Annotated in this window: 12 protein-coding genes and 1 pseudogene; 9 read left to right on the top strand and 4 right to left on the bottom strand. The window is 71.6% G+C overall.

The genetic code is table 11. The features are described 5' to 3' along the window. Nucleotides 1-121: 121 nt before the first annotated feature. From NBY69_RS05170 to NBY69_RS05155, 4 genes are all read left to right on the top strand, one after another. The gene (locus NBY69_RS05170; RefSeq protein WP_250298527.1) at nt 122-493 is read left to right on the top strand and encodes a hypothetical protein; all 372 of its coding nucleotides are present in this window, start codon (nt 122-124) and stop codon (nt 491-493) included. Further along, a complete protein-coding gene (locus tag NBY69_RS05165; RefSeq protein WP_250298526.1) occupies nt 477-4,412 on the top strand; it encodes a hypothetical protein in 3,936 nt (1,311 codons plus the stop codon). The genes NBY69_RS05170 and NBY69_RS05165 overlap by 17 nt, the downstream gene beginning before the upstream one ends. Before the next feature lie 118 nt (nt 4,413-4,530). Beyond that, nucleotides 4,531-4,935: a hypothetical protein gene (locus NBY69_RS05160; protein ID WP_266645052.1), complete on the top strand. Its 405-nt coding sequence runs from the start codon at nt 4,531-4,533 to the stop codon at nt 4,933-4,935. A gap of 110 nt (nt 4,936-5,045) precedes the next feature. After that, nucleotides 5,046-6,479: a S28 family serine protease gene (locus NBY69_RS05155; RefSeq protein WP_250298524.1), complete on the top strand. Its 1,434-nt coding sequence runs from the start codon at nt 5,046-5,048 to the stop codon at nt 6,477-6,479. A 106-nt stretch (nt 6,480-6,585) separates the two neighbouring features. Here NBY69_RS05155 and NBY69_RS05150 read toward each other — a convergent pair whose 3' ends face one another. After that, nucleotides 6,586-8,397, bottom strand: coding sequence for a glycoside hydrolase family 3 protein (locus NBY69_RS05150; protein WP_250298523.1), 1,812 nt, complete (start codon nt 8,395-8,397; stop codon nt 6,586-6,588). A 242-nt stretch (nt 8,398-8,639) separates the two neighbouring features. Between NBY69_RS05150 and NBY69_RS05145 the strand changes: the two genes are divergently transcribed. Beyond that, entirely contained in the window at nt 8,640-9,197 is a 558-nt protein-coding gene (locus NBY69_RS05145; protein WP_250298522.1) for a DinB family protein, read from the top strand. Between the two features lie 99 nt (nt 9,198-9,296). Here the strand turns inward: NBY69_RS05145 and NBY69_RS05140 are convergent, their stop codons facing one another. Next, nucleotides 9,297-10,205 (bottom strand): LysR family transcriptional regulator, encoded by a 909-nt coding sequence (locus NBY69_RS05140; protein ID WP_250298557.1) that lies wholly within the window; start codon nt 10,203-10,205, stop codon nt 9,297-9,299. 112 nt (nt 10,206-10,317) lie between these two features. Between NBY69_RS05140 and NBY69_RS05135 the strand changes: the two are divergent. Continuing rightward, nucleotides 10,318-11,262 (top strand): annotated as a pseudogene (locus NBY69_RS05135) (EamA family transporter); the annotation flags it as partial. On the opposite strand, the gene NBY69_RS05130 reads toward NBY69_RS05135, so the two are convergent. Both NBY69_RS05130 and NBY69_RS05125 read right to left on the bottom strand, forming a co-directional pair. Then, entirely contained in the window at nt 11,150-11,947 is a 798-nt protein-coding gene (locus NBY69_RS05130; protein ID WP_308409463.1) for a sugar phosphate isomerase/epimerase family protein, read from the bottom strand. The pseudogene NBY69_RS05135 and the gene NBY69_RS05130 overlap by 113 nt on opposite strands. 140 nt (nt 11,948-12,087) lie before the next feature. Then, a complete protein-coding gene (locus NBY69_RS05125) occupies nt 12,088-13,149 on the bottom strand; it encodes a LacI family DNA-binding transcriptional regulator (protein WP_250298520.1) in 1,062 nt (353 codons plus the stop codon). A 122-nt stretch (nt 13,150-13,271) separates the two neighbouring features. Between NBY69_RS05125 and NBY69_RS05120 the strand changes: the two genes are divergently transcribed. Genes NBY69_RS05120 through NBY69_RS05110 form a run of 3 tightly spaced genes read left to right on the top strand, consistent with a single transcriptional unit; the run spans nt 13,272 to nt 16,422 of the window. Beyond that, a complete protein-coding gene (locus tag NBY69_RS05120; RefSeq protein WP_250298519.1) occupies nt 13,272-14,432 on the top strand; it encodes a Gfo/Idh/MocA family protein in 1,161 nt (386 codons plus the stop codon). Continuing rightward, the gene (locus NBY69_RS05115) at nt 14,429-15,589 is read left to right on the top strand and encodes a dihydrodipicolinate synthase family protein (protein WP_250298518.1); all 1,161 of its coding nucleotides are present in this window, start codon (nt 14,429-14,431) and stop codon (nt 15,587-15,589) included. Before NBY69_RS05120 ends, NBY69_RS05115 begins: the two co-directional genes overlap by 4 nt. Then, nucleotides 15,586-16,422: a sugar phosphate isomerase/epimerase gene (locus NBY69_RS05110; RefSeq protein WP_250298517.1), complete on the top strand. Its 837-nt coding sequence runs from the start codon at nt 15,586-15,588 to the stop codon at nt 16,420-16,422. The genes NBY69_RS05115 and NBY69_RS05110 overlap by 4 nt, the downstream gene beginning before the upstream one ends. The last annotated feature ends 249 nt before the right edge of the window (nt 16,423-16,671 follow it).

The following is a 16,671-nucleotide window of genomic DNA, read 5'->3' as shown; positions in this document are numbered from 1 at the left end:
CCGGGAGTTCGGTTGTTCCCGGGACCGGAGCCGTGGACGGCGTTACCATGACGATCTGTCAGGTAGGGGGGGCGGGATGGATCCACTGGTTTTGGCCGCCGGGACAACCTTGGTCAGTGCGATGGCCACGGACGGGTGGCAGCAGGCCCGTGAGTCGGTCCTGGGGCTGTGGCGCCGGGTGCACCCCGAGCGGGTGGACGCCGTCGGGGCGGAACTCGCCGAGGTCCGTGCCGAGTTGCTGGCAGCCCGCCGGGCCGGAGACGAGCAGACGGAAGCGGAACTGGCGGCCGACTGGCAGCGTCGGCTGCGCCGGCTGCTGGAGCGCGACCCGAGCCTCGGGGGCGAGCTCCGTCGCGTTCTGGACGAGGAGCTGGGTCCGCTGGTTCCGCCGCCGGGCCCGCACTCGGTGACGCAGCGGGCCACGGTCTCCGGGCGCGGCAACAGAACCTTCCAGGCAGGAGGCAGCATCACCCACCATGAGTCAGCCCCCTGAGTTACCCGCACCGGCGGATTCTGTTCAGCAGCACGCGACGGCCTCCGGTGACAGCCAGATCGTTCAGGCGGGTCGCGACGCGTACGTCGTCTTCACCAGCGGGTTTGTCGCGTCCGGGGAGCTGCCGGGGCAGGAAGCCCGCCAAGCCGTGCCCGCGGAAGGCGAGTTGTGCCCGTACCCCGGCCTGGCGTCCTTCGGAGTGGAACAGGCCAGATGGTTCTTCGGCCGTGAGGCGCTGATCGGGGAACTGCTCGGACAGCTCGTCGAGGGCAGCCCACTGGCCGTGGTCGGCCCGTCCGGAGCGGGCAAGTCCTCCCTGCTGATGGCGGGTCTGCGACCGGCACTGACCAGCGGCAGGCTTCCGGTCGACGGATCCCGTGAGTGGCCGCACGCGGTTCTCACACCCACCTCGCGCCCCATGACGGTGCTGGCCGAACAGCTCGCCCTCGCTGCCGGAGGCAGCGTGGAAGCCGTTCGGCAGGCTCTGGACGCCGACCCCGGGGCGTACGTCGCGGAGCTGCGCAGGACACTCGGCGCCGGAGCGGGGTCCCCGGCGAGCCGGCGACTCGTGCTGATCGTCGATCAGTTGGAAGAGCTCTTCACCCTCTGCGCGGACAAGGCCGAACGCGCGCGCTTCATCGACGTGATCAGCCGGCTCGCGACGCCCGGGGACGGATGCACACGCCCCGACGTCCTGCTGGTGCTCGGCCTCCGGGCGGACTTCTACGGTTACTGCATCGCCGAGCCGCTCCTGCGCGCGATGCTGCAGGACCGTCAGGTGCTGGTGGGACCGATGGCGGAGAGCGAGCTGCGGGACGCGATCACCGCACCCGCGGCGGCCACCGGGCTGACGATGGAGCCGGGCCTCGAAGAGCTGCTGCTCCGGGATCTGGGCGTCTTCCCCTCGGACCTGAGCAGGGACCGCCCCGATACCGGCACGTGGTTCTCCGCGGGCAGGCTGCCGCTGCTCGCGCACGCACTGCAGATGACATGGGTCCAGCGCAGGGACCGGGTCCTCACCGTCGCCGACTACCAGGCCACCGGGGGGATCCACCGGGCGATCTCCAGGACTGCCGAGCGGCGTTTCGAAAGCCTGGACGCGTCGGCCCGGCGGGGAGCGGAAGCGCTGTTCCTGCGCCTGGTCAGAATCGGTGACGGGGCGGAGGACACCCGCAAGCGGGTATCGCTCGGCATGTTGGAGGCAAGCGATACGGAGGCCTCGGCAACCGCCGCCGCGCTGACCGCGTTCACCCGGGAGCGGTTGCTCACCGTGGACGGGGATCTCGCGGCGGTGGCCGACATGACGGTCCAGATCACCCATGAGGCCCTGATCAAGGCGTGGCCGCGGCTGCGCCGGTGGATCGAACACGGCCGGTCCGACGTCCTGGTCCGCCAGGAACTCGAAGAGGCCGCCCGGGGGTGGGACACCCAGCGCTCGGACGGCTCCCTGCTGTACCGGGGCAGCCGACTGGAGAGCGCGGCCAGGGCTGCCGCAGCCGCGCCGGGGCACCTGAGCCGGACCGCTCTCGACTTCCTCGCCCTGTCCAGGCAGCAGGCGGCGAGGGCGGCCCGGGTCCGCCGAAGCGTCATCGCCGTGCTGACAGCGCTGGTACTCGCCGTCTCCGGAACGGCGATCTTCGCCTTCCAGCAGCGCGCGACGGCGCAGAGCCAGCGTGACTCCGCCCGGGAACAGCGGGACACCGCGGTGGCGGGCCAGATCGCCATCGAGGCCGACCGGATCCGCTCCACCGACCCCTCACTCGCGGCCCAGCTCGACCTCGCCTCGTACCGCATGCGCCCCAACGACAGCACGTACACGAATCTGCTGGCGTGGGAGAACAGCCCGCTGTCCACCGTGCTGCCGGGCGCGGTCGGCACACCGGTGTTCGACAGGGACGGGCACCGGCTGGTGACGCGGCAGGGCGACGGCTCGCTCCGTCTCTGGGACAGCCGTGATCCGGCCCGTCCGAGGCCGCTCAGCCCGCCGATCCATGCCCTGAAGGGGACGGGCGGTATCGCGCTGAGCGCGGACGGGCGCACCCTCGTGGCTCATGTCGCCGGACAGGGCACGGCACCGGGGCACGACGGCGGGCCGGCCCTCTGGGATCTCTCCGATCCGGCTCGGCCACGGCGGTCCGGTCCGCCCATCGGCAGCGCCGACGACTGGATCATCGGCCTCTCGCCGAACGGCCGCACGGTGGTGACCAGAGACCAGGACAAGATGACCACGACGCTCCGGGACGTCACCGACCCCACGAACCCGACCGTCCTCACGACGCTGCCCGGCACAGCCGTTGCCCTGAGCCCGGACGGCAGGACCCTCGCCGTCTGGCAGGACGTGGAAAACGCCCTCCAGTTCTTCGACATCTCCCGCGCCGCGGCCCCGGTGCCGCTGCTGCCGAACGGTTTGGACGTGGTGAGCACGCTGCGGCCGGGGGCCGTGTTCAGCGGGGACGGCCACCGGTTGGTCACGACCGGCGATCCGGGCGGCAACGGTGTGGTCAGTGCGGACGGTCAGGACACGATCCGGGTGTGGGACGTGACGGAACCGCGCCACCCGCGCCTGCGCAACGAAGGGGTGGTTGCCCGTGGTTCGGCGCTTGCCCTGGCGTTGCGGCCCGACGGCCAGGTGGTTGCCACCGCGGGCCAGGACCGCACGATTCAGCTCTGGAGAACCGACGACACCGAGGGCGGTGAACCGGCGCCTCCGTCCTCCTCGGACCCGGAGCGGGCCGGCGCACTCGTGGAGATGAACGCACCGCTCGGCGGACACACCGATGCCCTCGCCGATCTGGTGTTCAGTCCCGACGGCTCGGCCCTGGCCAGCAGCGACGGCAGTACGGTCCGGCTGTGGTCCCTCCCGCGCGCGGCCTCCACCCCCGGCGGAACAGCGGACCGGCTGGCGATCACGCAGAAGGGGAAGACCCTCGTCACCGGCACCGAGGACAGCACCGGTGTGCACCCACGGCTGGTGAGGCTGTGGGATCTCACGGCTCCCCGCGGGCCGAAGCCGCTCGGCGGATCCCTGGTCGGGAACATCGGGAAATTCACCGTGCCGGCGGCGGTCAGCCCGGACGGCAGGACCCTGGGCACGCTCGACAAGGACTCCGCGATCCGTCTGTGGAACATCGCGGACCCGGCTCACCCGGTGCCCTACGGTGTCCCGTTCGCCGGTACGGGCAGCGGGGACAGCCTGGACTTCGCACCGGACGGCCGCACGCTGTGGAGGGTGGATCCGGTCGGCAGGATCCATGTGTGGAATGTCGCCGATCCGGCGCATCCCCGAGCCGTCGACTTCTCCGGCCCGGAGGGCCTGACCAATGTCCGCGCGTTCAGCCCGGACAGCCGCATTCTCGTCAGCAGTGACACCAGCGACACCAGCACGGCGCGGTTGTGGGACATCAGTGATCCGGCGGAGCCGAAGGAACTGAGCCATGTCGGGGCCGACACGAGCCACGACAACCCCGCGGCGTTCTCCGCGGACGGGCGCATCCTCGCCACGCCGGGGAGCGACCGCACGGTGCGTCTCTGGGACGTCAGCGATCCACGGCATCCCGCCGCCGTCGGCGGTCCGCTGGCCGGGCACACCGACACCGTCACCGCCATTGGCTTCGTGCCGCACACCCGGCTGCTGGCCACCGCCGCCCGGGACAACACCGTCAGGCTCTGGGACCTCTCCGACCTCAGGCATCCCAAGGCGAAGGGACGCGCGGTCAGCGCGCCCGGGGCAGGTCCGCTCGGCTTCAGCCCCGACGGGCGGACCTTGGCCACCGGTGGGGTCTCCGGGACGGTGCAGGTCTGGGACCTGGATGTGGAACACGCCGCAGCGCGTATCTGCTCCGCCACCTCCCATGTCCTGAGCGCGGAAGTATGGGAGCGGCACTTCTTGGGAATTCAGTACCGCCCCGCCTGCCGCTGAGCGGTTGCACCGAACCTGTCACCATCTGTCCGTTTATGCGGTGCAACCGGTGGGCGGCCCTGTGCGTCCGTACGTACATACATACGACCGTGTGGCCGAGGGGGAAGAAGTGTTCGACATGTGGCGCGGACCGAGGCGCGTACGGCGTGGTGTGCGGCGCGGAGCGGGGGCGCTGACCGCAGCCGCCGCGCTGGCCCTCGCCTTCGTGGGGCCCGGCACGCAGCCCGCCGCCGCGGCGTCCGGCTGTCCCGGGCACCAGGTGAGGACGGTGCCCTTCGCCACCGGGCAGTTGCAGGTCTACCGGAGCGGCCAGTACGTCTGTGCCGTCACGCTCGCCAGGTCGCCGGGCCCCAGGAGGCAGATGTCCGTCTCGCTCCAGGCGCGTGGCGCCCGAGCGGTCGTGGACAGCGGCCGGTTCACCCGACTGGCGGGGCCGGTGAAGGTCCGTGCCACGCACCGCTGTGTGCGGGCCGTGGGCGTGGTCTCCGGCAAGAAGGGCGCCTCCGGCTGGATGCTCTGCTGAGTGCCCGACCTCCCTCCGATGGTCAACGGATGGTCAACTGGGTCTGGCGTGCCATGCGTTACCCCCGCTAGGTTCGCGGCTACTCGTAGTGATCTCCAGGGGAGGGCTGAATGCGCAAGGCGCTCAGATGGCTGCTCGCGTTCGTGGTGCTCATAGGCACCTTGAGCGTGGCAGGAGCTTCGGCCGGTGCGGCCACCGCGGCAGGACCGGACACGCCGGACATCAAGGACCGGATCCTCGCGATACCGGGAATGAAGCTCATCGAGGAGAAGCCCTACACGGGCTACCGTTTCTTCGTCCTCCAGTACACCCAGCCCATCGACCACCGTCACCCGTCGAAGGGCACCTTCGAGCAGCGCCTCACGCTGCTGCACAAGGACACCAGCCGGCCCACGGTCCTCTACACCGGCGGCTACAACGTCTCCACCAGTCCCAGCCGCTCCGAGCCGACCAGGATCGTCGACGGCAACCAGGTGTCGCTGGAGTACCGGTACTTCACCCCCTCCCGGCCGCAGCCCGCCGACTGGTCGAAGCTGGACATCTGGCAGGCCGCGAGCGACCAGCACCGGCTGTTCACGGCGCTGAAGAAGATCTACACCAGGAACTGGCTCACCACCGGCGGTTCCAAGGGCGGCATGACCGCCACCTATTACGAGCGTTACTACCCGCGCGACATGGACGGGGTCGTCGCCTACGTCGCCCCGAACGACGTCGTCAACGACGAGGACTCGGCGTACGACCGCTTCCTCGCAGGGGTCGGCACCAAGGAGTGCCGCGACAGGCTGGAGGGCGTGCAGCGCGAAGCGCTCGTCCGGCGGGAGCCGCTGGAGAAGAAGTACGCCCAGTACGCGGCGGACCACGGCTACACCTTCACCACCACCGGCTCCCTCGACCGTTCCTACGAGGCCGTGGTGATGGACTACATCTGGGGCTTCTGGCAGTACAGCCTGCTCTCCGACTGCGACACCGTCCCCGCCGACGCCCCGCACGCCACCGACCAGGCCATCTGGGACTCCGTCGACACGATCTCCGGCTTCTCCTTCTACACCGACCAGGGGCTGGAGCCGTACACGCCGTACTACTACCAGGCGGGCACCCAGCTCGGTTCGCCGGACATCCAGCAGCCCTGGCTCGGCAAGCTGAGCCGCTACGGCTACCAGGCGCCGCGTCACTTCGTGCCCCGCTCCATCCCGATGCGGTTCCAGCCGTCCGTGATGGCGGACGTGGACCGCTGGGTGAAGCACAACGCCCACCACATGCTCTACGTGTACGGGCAGAACGACCCGTGGGGCGCCGAGCGCTTCAGCGTCGGGAAGCACGCGGACGACAGTTACGTCTTCACCGCGCCCGGGATGAACCACGGCGCCAACGTCGACGGGCTCGCCCCCGCCGACAAGGCGAAGGCCACCGCCCGCATCCTGGCCTGGGCCGGCGTCGCCCCGGCCGCGGTCCAGGCCGACCCGGCGCAGGCCGCACCGCTCGCCGCGTACGACGCGCAGCTCGACAGGACCACCGTGGGACGCGAGCGGGTCCTGCGGCCCTGACGCACAACTCCACGCACAACTCCACACACTGTGCCCGCCGTCGACCGGAGTTCCGGACGCGGCGGGCACAGCCGTGCGGTGGTGCCTGGACCGGTGAATGCGGCGGTCAGTACGTCAGACCGTGGCCGACCGGGTACAGCACCTGCGTGGGATCGTCGGCGCGCTGGACGGGCACGGGCAGTTGGCCCCGCGGCTCCGCCCGTCCGGCGATCACCCGGGCCGCGGCCCGGAGTTCGACGTCGGTCCAGCTGTAGGTGGCGAGCGCGGCGCCGACACCGGGCAGGTTCGCGATGTCGTACGGGTTGCGGATCGCGATCTGCACCACCGTGGCACCGGCCGCCAGGAGCGCGGCCACCAGCTTGGACTGCGCGTCACCCGCCGCCACGTCGTACGTGCCGACGATCACCGCGTCCTTGCCCCGCGCGGCGGCGACGGCGCCCTCGATCTGCGCCGCGGTGGGAGCCGTGCCGGTGGACAGCACCGTGGTGGTGAACCCGAGCCCGGTCAGCTCCTTGCCCAGCACGCCCGTCGGCGGCCCCGTCGTCCCCGAGGGCGAAGCCGGGTCGGCGCCGACGACCAGCAGGCTGCGGGTGCGCCGCCGGGAGAGCGGGAGGAGCCGGTCCCGGTTCGCCAGCAGGGTGGTGGTCCGCTCCGCGATCCGGTCGGCGGTGGCCAGATGGGACCGGGTGCCGACGACGTGGTCCACCTGGCGGTCGTCCACGTACGGAGCGCGGAACAGCCCGCGCCGCTCCTTGAGCCGGAGGATCCGCAGGATCGATTCGTCGAGCCGGTCCTCGGTGATCTCCCCGCTCTTCACGGCGCTCAGTACGCCGTTCCAGGCGGTGGCGAGGTCCGGCGGGTTCAGCAGCTGGTCCGCTCCCGCTCCGAGTGCCAGCACCGGGACCCGGTCGTCGCCGTACTTGTCCCGTACGCCCTGCATCCCCAGCGAATCGGTGATGACCACGCCGTCGTACCCGAGTTCCTCGCGCAGGATGCCGGTGAGGATCGGGCGGGACAGGGTGGCCGGGTCGTTGCTCGGGTCCAGTGCGGGGAACTGGATGTGCGCCGTCATGATCGAGTCGATCCCGGCGGCGACGGCCGCCTTGAACGGCGGTGCGTCGATGCGCTCCCACTCCTCGCGGGTGTGGGTGATGATCGGGATACCCGTGTGGCTGTCGACCGAGGTGTCGCCGTGGCCGGGGAAGTGCTTGGCGGTGGCGGCGACCTGCGAGCTCTGGTAGCCCTGCACCTCGGCGCCGACCATCCGGGCCACGGCCGCCGGTTCGGAGCCGAAGGACCGGACCCCGATGACCGGGTTGGCGGGGTTGACGTTGACGTCCGCGTCGGTCGAGTAGTCCTGCCGGATGCCGATCGCGTGCAGTTCGGCCCCGGAGATGCGGCCCACCGTACGGGCGTCCTCGCGCGAGCGGCCCGCACCCAGCGCCATCGCGCCGGGGAACAGCGTGGCCGGGTAGCCGACCCGGCAGACGATGCCGTGTTCCTGGTCGGTGGCGATCAGCAGGGGCACGGGGGTGGGCTGGGCGAGCCCCGCCCGCTGGATGCCGTTGGAGAGGGCGGCGATCTGGTGCGGGTCCCGGGTGTTGTGCGCCCAGGTGAAGTAGATGATGCCGCCGACGTGGTACTTCGCGATCAGTTCGGCGGCGGTGCGGACCCCGATCTCAGCGAGGTTGGCGTCGATGTCGGCCTGGTCGGGCGCTGTCGCGGAGTGCCCGTACACCCGCATCACGAAGAGCTGACCGACCTTCTCCTCGATGCTCATGCGGGCGATCAGCTTCTTGAGCTGCCGGTCCTGACCGTGGTCGCGGGGGTCGGCGTACGCCGTGGTCCCGGTGGCTGCCACCGCGGCCACCGCGGCGGTAGCGGTGAGCAGGGTGCGTCTGGAGGTGCGGTACTGCACTGGTGCCCCTTCCGGCCGTACTGCGCAAGGAAAATGAAGGAAACTTCCAAGGGGAACGGATATCCGGAAAGTAACTGCCAGGTCAAGGGTGCGGGCAGAATGAAGCCCATTGGCGCACACGGGGGAACGGCCGGCGTCGTGCTCGGACTGCGATCAGCCCGCGATAAAGGTCAGACGCTGACCTAGTCGGCCTCTAGCGTGCTTCTCGTCCGGCGGAACAGGAACGACAGAAGGCAGAGACCATGAACGCCAATGACCCGATCGCCCACGACGAGGCCGGAGTTCCGGCCGTCACCGGCGAGCGTGCCGACCTGCTGGAGGCGCTGGCCAAGCAACGGCACTTCCTGCGGTTCACCACCCGTGACCTCACCGACGAGCAGGCCGGGCTGCGGACCACCGCGGGTGAACTGTGCCTCGGCGGTCTCATCAAGCACGTCGCCGCGGTCGAGCGGACCTGGGCGGGCTTCATCGTGGACGGCCCGTCGGTGATGAGGGACTTCACCGCCATGACCGAGGCCGACTGGGTCCAGCGGGCCGACGAGTTCCGGCTGCTGCCCGGTGAGACGCTGGCAGGCGTGCTGGCCGACTACGCCGAGGTGGCCCACCGGACCGACGAACTGATCGCCACCCTGCCCGACCTGGACGCCGCCCGGCCGCTGCCGAAAGCCCCTTGGTTCGAGCCCGGCGCGCGGTGGTCGGCCCGCCGGGTGCTGCTGCACCTCATCGCCGAGACCGCTCAGCACGCCGGTCACGCCGACATCCTCCGCGAGTCCCTGGACGGCGCCAAGTCCATGGGCTGACCGGCGGCGCGGCCGGGCCCGGCCGGATCCCCGTCGGATCCTCAGGCCCGGCCGGATCCCTGTCGGATCCTCAGGCCCGGCCGGATCCCTGTCGGATCCTCAGGCCCGGCCCCCGCGGGCCCGGTGCTCCTGGAGCATGCGTACGGTCTCGGTGATCGCGGGGCGCCGGGCGGCGCCCGTCCGCCACAGCGCGTACAGCCTGCGCACCGGCATCGGATCGAGCGGCACCGCCACCGCCCCGTCCGGCACCGGCCCCCGCCCCAGCCGGGGGATCACCGCGACCCCGAGCCCGGCGGCGACCAGGGCGAGCAGGGTGGGGTTCTCCTCCGCCTGGTGCACGATGTCCGGCTCCTGACCGGCCGCGCGCAGGGTGCGCACCAGCCAGTCGTGGCAGACCCGGCCGGGCGGCTGGCAGACCCACCGCTCCCCGGCCAGCTCCTCGCGCCGTACCGCGGTGCGCCCGGCCAGCGGATGCCCGCCGGGAACGAGCAGATCGCACACGTCGTCGCCGATCACCGCCTGTTCGACCCCTTCGGGGGCGGGCAGCGGGGCGATGTCCCAGTCGTGCGCCACCACCAGATCCGTCACGCCCTTCGCCACCAGATCGAGCGAGAGGTGCGGATCGACCTCGGTGAGCCTGGTGTCCAACGACGGGTGGGCGACGGCCAGTTCGGCCAGCACCCCGGGGAGCAGCCCGCGTGCGGCGGACGCGAACGCGGCGATCGTCAGCCGTCCCGTCGGCCGGCCCTTCCGCTCCTCCAGCGTCGTCTCCGCGCGCTCGACGATCGCCAGCAACTCCTGGGCGGTGGCGGCGAGATGCAGCGCCTCCTCGGTCAGCGCGATGCCCCGGCCGCGGCGCTCCAGCAGGGTGGTCCTGGTCTCCCGTTCCAACTTGGTGATCTGCTGCGAGACGGCGGACGGGGTGTACCCGAGCGCGCTCGCGGCGGCGACCACCGAACCGTGTACGGAGACCGCGTGCAGGGCGCGCAGCCGGGCGAGATCGAGCACGGGGCGCCCTTCCGTTCCGTCGGTCCGTTCCGCCATTCATAAGCGATGCTCAATTCAACCATGAAGAATTCCGCGCTGGTGCTACATGGTCCGCTCCGGTGATGCTCGGTCCATGCGTCCCCTCCACATCGCCCTCGCCGTGGTCGTCACCGCGGTCTGGGGGATCAACTTCACCGTCATCGAGGTCGGCCTCGGCCACTTCCCGCCGCTGCTCTTCTCCGCCCTGCGGTTCCTGGTGGCCGCGCTGCCCGCGGTGTTCTTCGTGGGCCGCCCGAAGGTGGCCTGGAAGTACGTCGTCTCCGTCGGACTGGTGCTGGGGGTGGCCAAGTTCGGGCTGCTCTTCATCGGCATGGACCACGGGATGGACGCCGGGCTCTCCTCGCTGGTGCTCCAGGTCCAGGCGGTCTTCACCGCGCTGTTCGCCGCCGTGGCGCTGGGGGAGCGGCCGGGCCGGACACGGATCGCCGGGATGGCCGTGGCGCTCGCGGGCATCGCCGTCGCGGCCGTCGACGAGGGCGCGAGCGGCCCGGTGACCGCCTTCGTGCTGGTCGTCGCGGCGGCGGCCTGCTGGGGAGTGTCGAACGTCCTCACCCGCAGGGCCGCCCCGCCCGACGCGCTGAACTTCATGGTGTGGGTGTCCACCGTGCCGGTCCTGCCGCTGTTCGGACTCTCCCTGCTCTCCGAGGGCTGGAGCGCCGACGCGCACGCCCTGACCTCCCTCGACCCGAGCGGCGTGGGCATCGTCCTCTACGTCGCGTGGGTCACCACGGTCTTCGGCTTCGGCGCCTGGGGATTCCTGCTCAGCCGGCATCCCGCGTCGTCGGTGGCCCCCTTCACCCTGCTCGTCCCGGTCTTCGGGATGTCCTCGGCCGCGCTGGTGCTGCACGAGGGGATGACCCCGCTGCGCTGGTGCGCCGCGGTGCTGCTGGCCGGCGGGGTCGCCGTCACTTCACTGTCGCGCCCCGGCTCAGCTGCTCCAGGTACTCCCGCCCCGCCACCAGCAGACCGGGCAGCTCCGCCGCTTGCGGGTACCAGCGCTTCTCGTACTCCCAGCACAGCCATCCGTCGGGCGAGTTGAGCAGCTCCACGCACTCGCGGAGCGGCAGCACGCCCGCCCCCAGCGGCAGCGGGGTGGTGTCCTCGGCCGACGCGATGTCCTTGACCTGGGCGTAACCGAGGTGCGGGGCGAGTACGGCATGGCTGGCCGCCGGGGACTCGCCCCCCAGCCAGGTGTGCATCACGTCCCAGAGCGCTCCGGCGTTCCGGTGGCCGACCGGGCCCAGTACCCGGGCCGCGTCGGCGCCGGTGCGGTGCGAGTCGTGGGTCTCCAGGAGGATCCGTACGCCCTTGTCGGCGGCGATCTCGGCGGCTGCGCCGAGCCGTCGGGCGGCAGCCGCGTCCGCCTCCGCCGGTTCCTGGCCGCCCGCGCCGGGGAAGACCCGGACGAACGGGGCGCCGAGGTCGGCGGCGAGGAAGACCAGCTCGGCGAGGCCGGCCTCGATCTCCTTGTCGTCACCCTCGGCGGCCACCCGTACGTACCCGGCGACCCCGAGGATCTCGATGCCGCCGCGCGCGAACTCCTCGGCCGCGGCGGCCCGTTCCCGTGACCCGGTGCCGGGGTGCAGCGCCTCCTCGGGGTGCGCGCGCAGCTCGACCCCCTGATAGCCGGTGTCCGCGGCGAGTCGCACCACGTCCTGGACGGTGATTCCTGGCACCCCGAGGGTGGAGAACGCGTACTTCAACGCACTGTTCCTTCCTGAAGCCTGAGCATCTCGAACGTGAAGACCGATGCCTGCATGATTGCTGTCGGTGCCAGGACATCATTGGTCCACGACGCCCGTTCGCGGTAGCCCGGCTCGCGGGCGGGGGCCGCCGCACCCCCTCACCGGCCCGGCGCCGCCGTGGACGCCCGAGCCATCAGCTCGCCCGGCACCACCGAGATGCCGCCCTCCGGAGCCGCCTCCCGGCCCATCGCCAGCCGCCCCGCCCGCGCCCCCGCCGCGTGCAGCGGCAGCCGCACCGTCGTCAGTGCGGGCATCGCGTCCACCGAGAACGGCAGGTCGTCGAAGCCGGCCACCGAGATGTCCTCGGGAATCCGCAGCCCCTGGTCCCGCACGGCCGCGCACGCGCCCAGCGCCACCGTGTCGTTCGCCGCCACGACCGCCGTCAGCCCCGGCTCCCTGCGCAGGAGTTCCCGCGTCGCGTCGTAGCCGGAACGGCGGTCGTACGGGCCGTGGACCGTGAGCCCGTCCTGCCCGTCGCCGAGCCCCGCCCGCGCCATCGCCACCCGGTGGCCGTCCAGCCGGTCGCGGGTCGTGGTGCGTTCCGCCGGCCCCGCCACGTAGCCGATCCGCCGGTGCCCCAGCGACAGCAGATGCTCGGTGAGCTGCTGTCCGCCGCCCCGGTTGTCGAAGGTCAGCGTCGTCACCACGGACTCGCTGCCGGGAATGGGGGGCCGCCCGCAGAGCACCACCCGGGTCCCCGCCCCGGCCAGTTTCGCCAGCTTGGCGGCGACCGCCGCGGTGTGCCCGGGGTCCTCGATCGCGCCGCCGGTCAGCACCACGGCCGCCGCGCGCTGGCGCTGGAGCAGGGTGAGATAGGTGAGTTCGCGCTCCGGCGAGCCACCCGTGTTGCAGACCACCGCCAGCTTCTCGCCGCCCGCCCGCCCGGTGCCCTCCTGGCCGCCGATCTCGGACTGGGCCGCGCCCGCCATGATCCCGAAGAACGGGTCGGCGATGTCGTTGACGAGGATGCCGACCAGGTCGGAGGTGGCGGCGGCGAGGGAACTCGCGGGCCCGTTCAGCACGTAGTCCAGTTCGTCCACGGCCCGCAGCACCCGTTCCCGAGTGGCCACGGCCACCGGGTAGTTGCCGTTGAGCACGCGGGAGACCGTCGCCGGGGACACCCGGGCGCGGGCCGCCACGTCCGCGAGGGTCGCTGTCATCTCTGCCTCCGTACCGCTCGGACCACATGTCTTGCCCGTGCCTCTTGTCGGGGCCGGTGTCCGCAGGTTAGCTTCATACTGCGTAGAAAGCGCTTGCTATGGGTTTCGTGGAGGGAACTTTCGTGACACGTAAGACAGTGCGGATCGCCATGAACGGCGTGACCGGCCGGATGGGTTACCGCCAGCACCTGGTTCGTTCCCTCCTCGCGATCCGTGAGGAGGGCGGGCTCGACCTCGGTGACGGCACCGTGCTCTGGCCCGAGATCGTCCTGGTCGGCCGCCGTGAGCACGTACTCAGGGCGATGGCCGAGAAGCACGGCCTGGAGCACTGGTCCACCGACCTCGACGCCGTGCTCGCCGCCGAGGGTGACGAGAAGATCGACATCTACTTCGACGCGCAGGTCACCTCGGCCCGCGAAGAAGCGCTCAAGAAGGCCATCGCGGCCGGGAAGCACATCTACACCGAGAAGCCGACCGCCACCGGCCTCGACGGAGCCCTGGAGCTGGCCCGGCTGGCCGAGGCCGCCGGGATCAAGCACGGCGTCGTCCAGGACAAGCTGTTCCTGCCGGGGCTGCTGAAGCTCAAGCGGCTCATCGACGGCGGCTTCTTCGGGAAGATCCTCTCCGTCCGCGGCGAGTTCGGCTACTGGGTCTTCGAGGGCGACTGGCAGGAGGCCCAGCGCCCCTCGTGGAACTACCGCGCGGAGGACGGCGGCGGCATCGTCGTCGACATGTTCCCGCACTGGGAGTACGTCCTGCACGAGCTGTTCGGCCGGGTCACCTCCGTACAGGCGCTCACCGCCACCCACATCCCGCAGCGCTGGGACGAGAAGTCCGAGCCCTACGAGGCGACCGCCGACGACTCGGCGTACGGCATCTTCCAGCTGGAGGGCGGCGCGATCGCCCAGATCAACTCCTCCTGGTCGGTCCGGGTCAACCGCGACGAACTCGTCGAGTTCCAGGTCGACGGCACCGAGGGTTCCGCCGTCGCCGGGCTGCGCAACTGCCGTGTCCAGCACCGCAGTTCCACCCCCAAGCCGGTCTGGAACCCGGACCTGCCCGTCACCCACTCGTTCCGCGACCAGTGGCAGGAGGTCCCCGACAACGGTGACTTCGACAACGGCTTCAAGGTCCAGTGGGAGCTCTTCCTGCGCCACATCGCGCTCGACGAGCCGTACCACTGGGACCTGCTGGCCGGCGCGCGCGGCGTGCAGCTCGCCGAGCTGGGGCTGAAGTCGTCCGCCGAGGGCCGCCGGCTCGACGTACCGGAGATCTCCCTGTGACGATCCTGCTTCCGCGCGCGGGCGGCGGTACGTACCGCTACACCCCCCGCACCGCACCGGCCGCGTTCACCACGGGCGGCGCGCCGCTCGCCTCCCGTACGGTCTTCTCCGCCGCGCACGTCGTCGCCGACCCGTACGCCGACGTCTCGCCGGACGGCCCGGCCGCCGTCGACTGGGACGCCACCCTGGCCTTCCGCCGTCACCTCTGGTCGCACGGGCTCGGCGTGGCCGAGGCCATGGACACCGCGCAGCGCGGCATGGGCCTGGACTGGGCGGGAGCGGCCGAGCTGATCCGCCGGTCGGCCGCCGAGGCCAGGTCGGTCGGCGGCGCCATCGCCTGCGGGGTCGGCACCGACCAGCTCCCGCCCGGCGACGTCACGCGGGAACAGGTCGTCGCGGCGTACGAGGAACAGCTCGCCCTGGTGGAGGAGTCCGGCGCCCAGGCCATCCTGATGGCCTCGCGCGCACTCGCGGCCACCGCGAAGGGCCCCGAGGACTACCTGGAGGTCTACGGCCACCTGCTGCGCCAGAGCGCGGAGCCGGTCGTGCTGCACTGGCTCGGCCCGATGTTCGACCCGGCGCTCGACGGGTACTGGGGCTCGACGGACCTGGACGCGGCGACCGAGACCTTCCTGGAGGTCATCGCCGCCCACCCGGACAAGGTCGACGGCATCAAGGTCTCCCTGCTCGACGCCCGGCGCGAGGTGGACCTCCGCCGCCGCCTGCCCGACGGGGTCCGCTGCTACACCGGCGACGACTTCAACTACCCCGAGCTGATCGCGGGCGACGAGCGCGGCTTCAGCCACGCCCTGCTCGGCATCTTCGACCCGCTCGGGCCGCTGGCCGCCGAGGCCGTACGCCTGCTGGACACCGGCGACGCGCGCGGTTTCCGTGAACTGCTCGACCCGACGGTCGAGTTGTCCCGGCACCTCTTCCAGAAGCCGACCCGTTTCTACAAGACCGGTGTCGTCCTCCTGGCCTGGCTGGCGGGCCACCAGTCCCACTTCACCATGGTGGGCGGCCTCCAGTCGGCCCGCTCGCTGCCGCACTTCGCGCGGGCCTACGAACTCGCCGACGGCCTCGGCCTCTTCCCGGACCCGGCGCTCGCGGAGGCCCGGATGACGTCCCTGCTCACCGTGTACGGAGTCCCGCAATGACTGCTGACCTCGCGCGCTTCAGCATCAACCAGATGACGGTGAAGCAGCTCTCGCTGCCTGAACTCGTCACCGCCTGCACCGACCTGGGTGTGCCCGGTGTCGGGCTGTGGCGTGAGCCCGTGCAGCAGTACGGGGTCGCGGCGGCGGCCGGACTGGTACGGGACGCGGGCCTCACCGTCACCACCCTCTGCCGCGGCGGCTTCCTCACCGCGATCGGCCCCGCCGAGCGGGCGGCGGCGCTGGCCGACAACCGCGCGGCGGTCGACGAGGCGGTGACGCTGGGCACGGACACGCTGGTGCTGGTCTCGGGCGGCCTCCCGGCCGGATCGAAGGACCTGCACGGGGCGCGGGAGCGGATCGCCGACGCGCTGGCGGAGCTGGCGCCGTACGCGGGGGAGCGGGGCGTACGTCTCGCGATCGAGCCGCTGCACCCGATGTTCGCCGCCGACCGCTGCGTGGTCTCGACCCTGACGCAGGCGCTGGACCTGGCGGAACGCTTCCCGGCCGAGCAGGTGGGCGTCGCCGTGGACACGTACCACATCTGGTGGGACGACCAGGCGCCCGCGCAGGTCGCCAGGGCGGGCGCGGGCGGCCGGATCCACACCTTCCAACTGGCCGACTGGACCACACCGCTGCCCGCCGGCGTGCTGAACGGGCGCGGCCAGATCGGCGACGGCTCGGTCGACATGCGCGAGTGGCGGGAGCGGGTGGACGCGGTGGGATACGCGGGCCGCCCGATCGAAGTCGAGATCTTCAACGAGGAGTTGTGGGCGCGGGACGGCGTGGAGGTACTGCGCGAGACGGCTGAGCGGTTCGTGCGGTACGCGGTGTAGCCACCGGGGGCGCGACGAGCCCGAACATAACGAGCCAGCGCAGCGACCCGGAGCTCCTGCGAGCCCGGCGCGCAACCAGACAGAACACGGCAAGAAGGGCGACCGCCCGAGCGGTCGCCCTTCTTGCGTTCCACCGGCGCCGACCTTCACGGCTGAATACCGCCGCTCATCCGAATAAACCTGATGCGCGCAGAGATCGCTGAATCGAGGTAACTCGGCGGGCGATCCGACGGAGTTGGCAGAACCCGC

This window comes from Streptomyces sp. A 4/2 (assembly GCF_940670765.1).
GTDB lineage: Bacteria > Actinomycetota > Actinomycetes > Streptomycetales > Streptomycetaceae > Streptomyces.
The sequence above is the reverse complement of the archived record's forward strand: the minus strand, read 5'-3'. Positions and strand labels throughout refer to the sequence as shown.

Excerpts from the sequence above, each read along its gene's own strand:
- NBY69_RS05160 (WP_266645052.1), top strand. The coding sequence starts at position 4,531 with ATGTGGCGCGGACCGAGGCGCGTACGGCGTGGTGTGCGGCGCGGAGCG.
- NBY69_RS05145 (WP_250298522.1), top strand. The coding sequence starts at position 8,640 with ATGAACGCCAATGACCCGATCGCCCACGACGAGGCCGGAGTTCCGGCC.
- NBY69_RS05170 (WP_250298527.1), top strand. The coding sequence starts at position 122 with ATGGCCACGGACGGGTGGCAGCAGGCCCGTGAGTCGGTCCTGGGGCTG.
- NBY69_RS05110 (WP_250298517.1), top strand. The coding sequence starts at position 15,586 with ATGACTGCTGACCTCGCGCGCTTCAGCATCAACCAGATGACGGTGAAG.
- NBY69_RS05125 (WP_250298520.1), bottom strand. The coding sequence starts at position 13,149 with ATGACAGCGACCCTCGCGGACGTGGCGGCCCGCGCCCGGGTGTCCCCG.
- NBY69_RS05155 (WP_250298524.1), top strand. The coding sequence starts at position 5,046 with ATGCGCAAGGCGCTCAGATGGCTGCTCGCGTTCGTGGTGCTCATAGGC.
- NBY69_RS05165 (WP_250298526.1), top strand. The coding sequence starts at position 477 with ATGAGTCAGCCCCCTGAGTTACCCGCACCGGCGGATTCTGTTCAGCAG.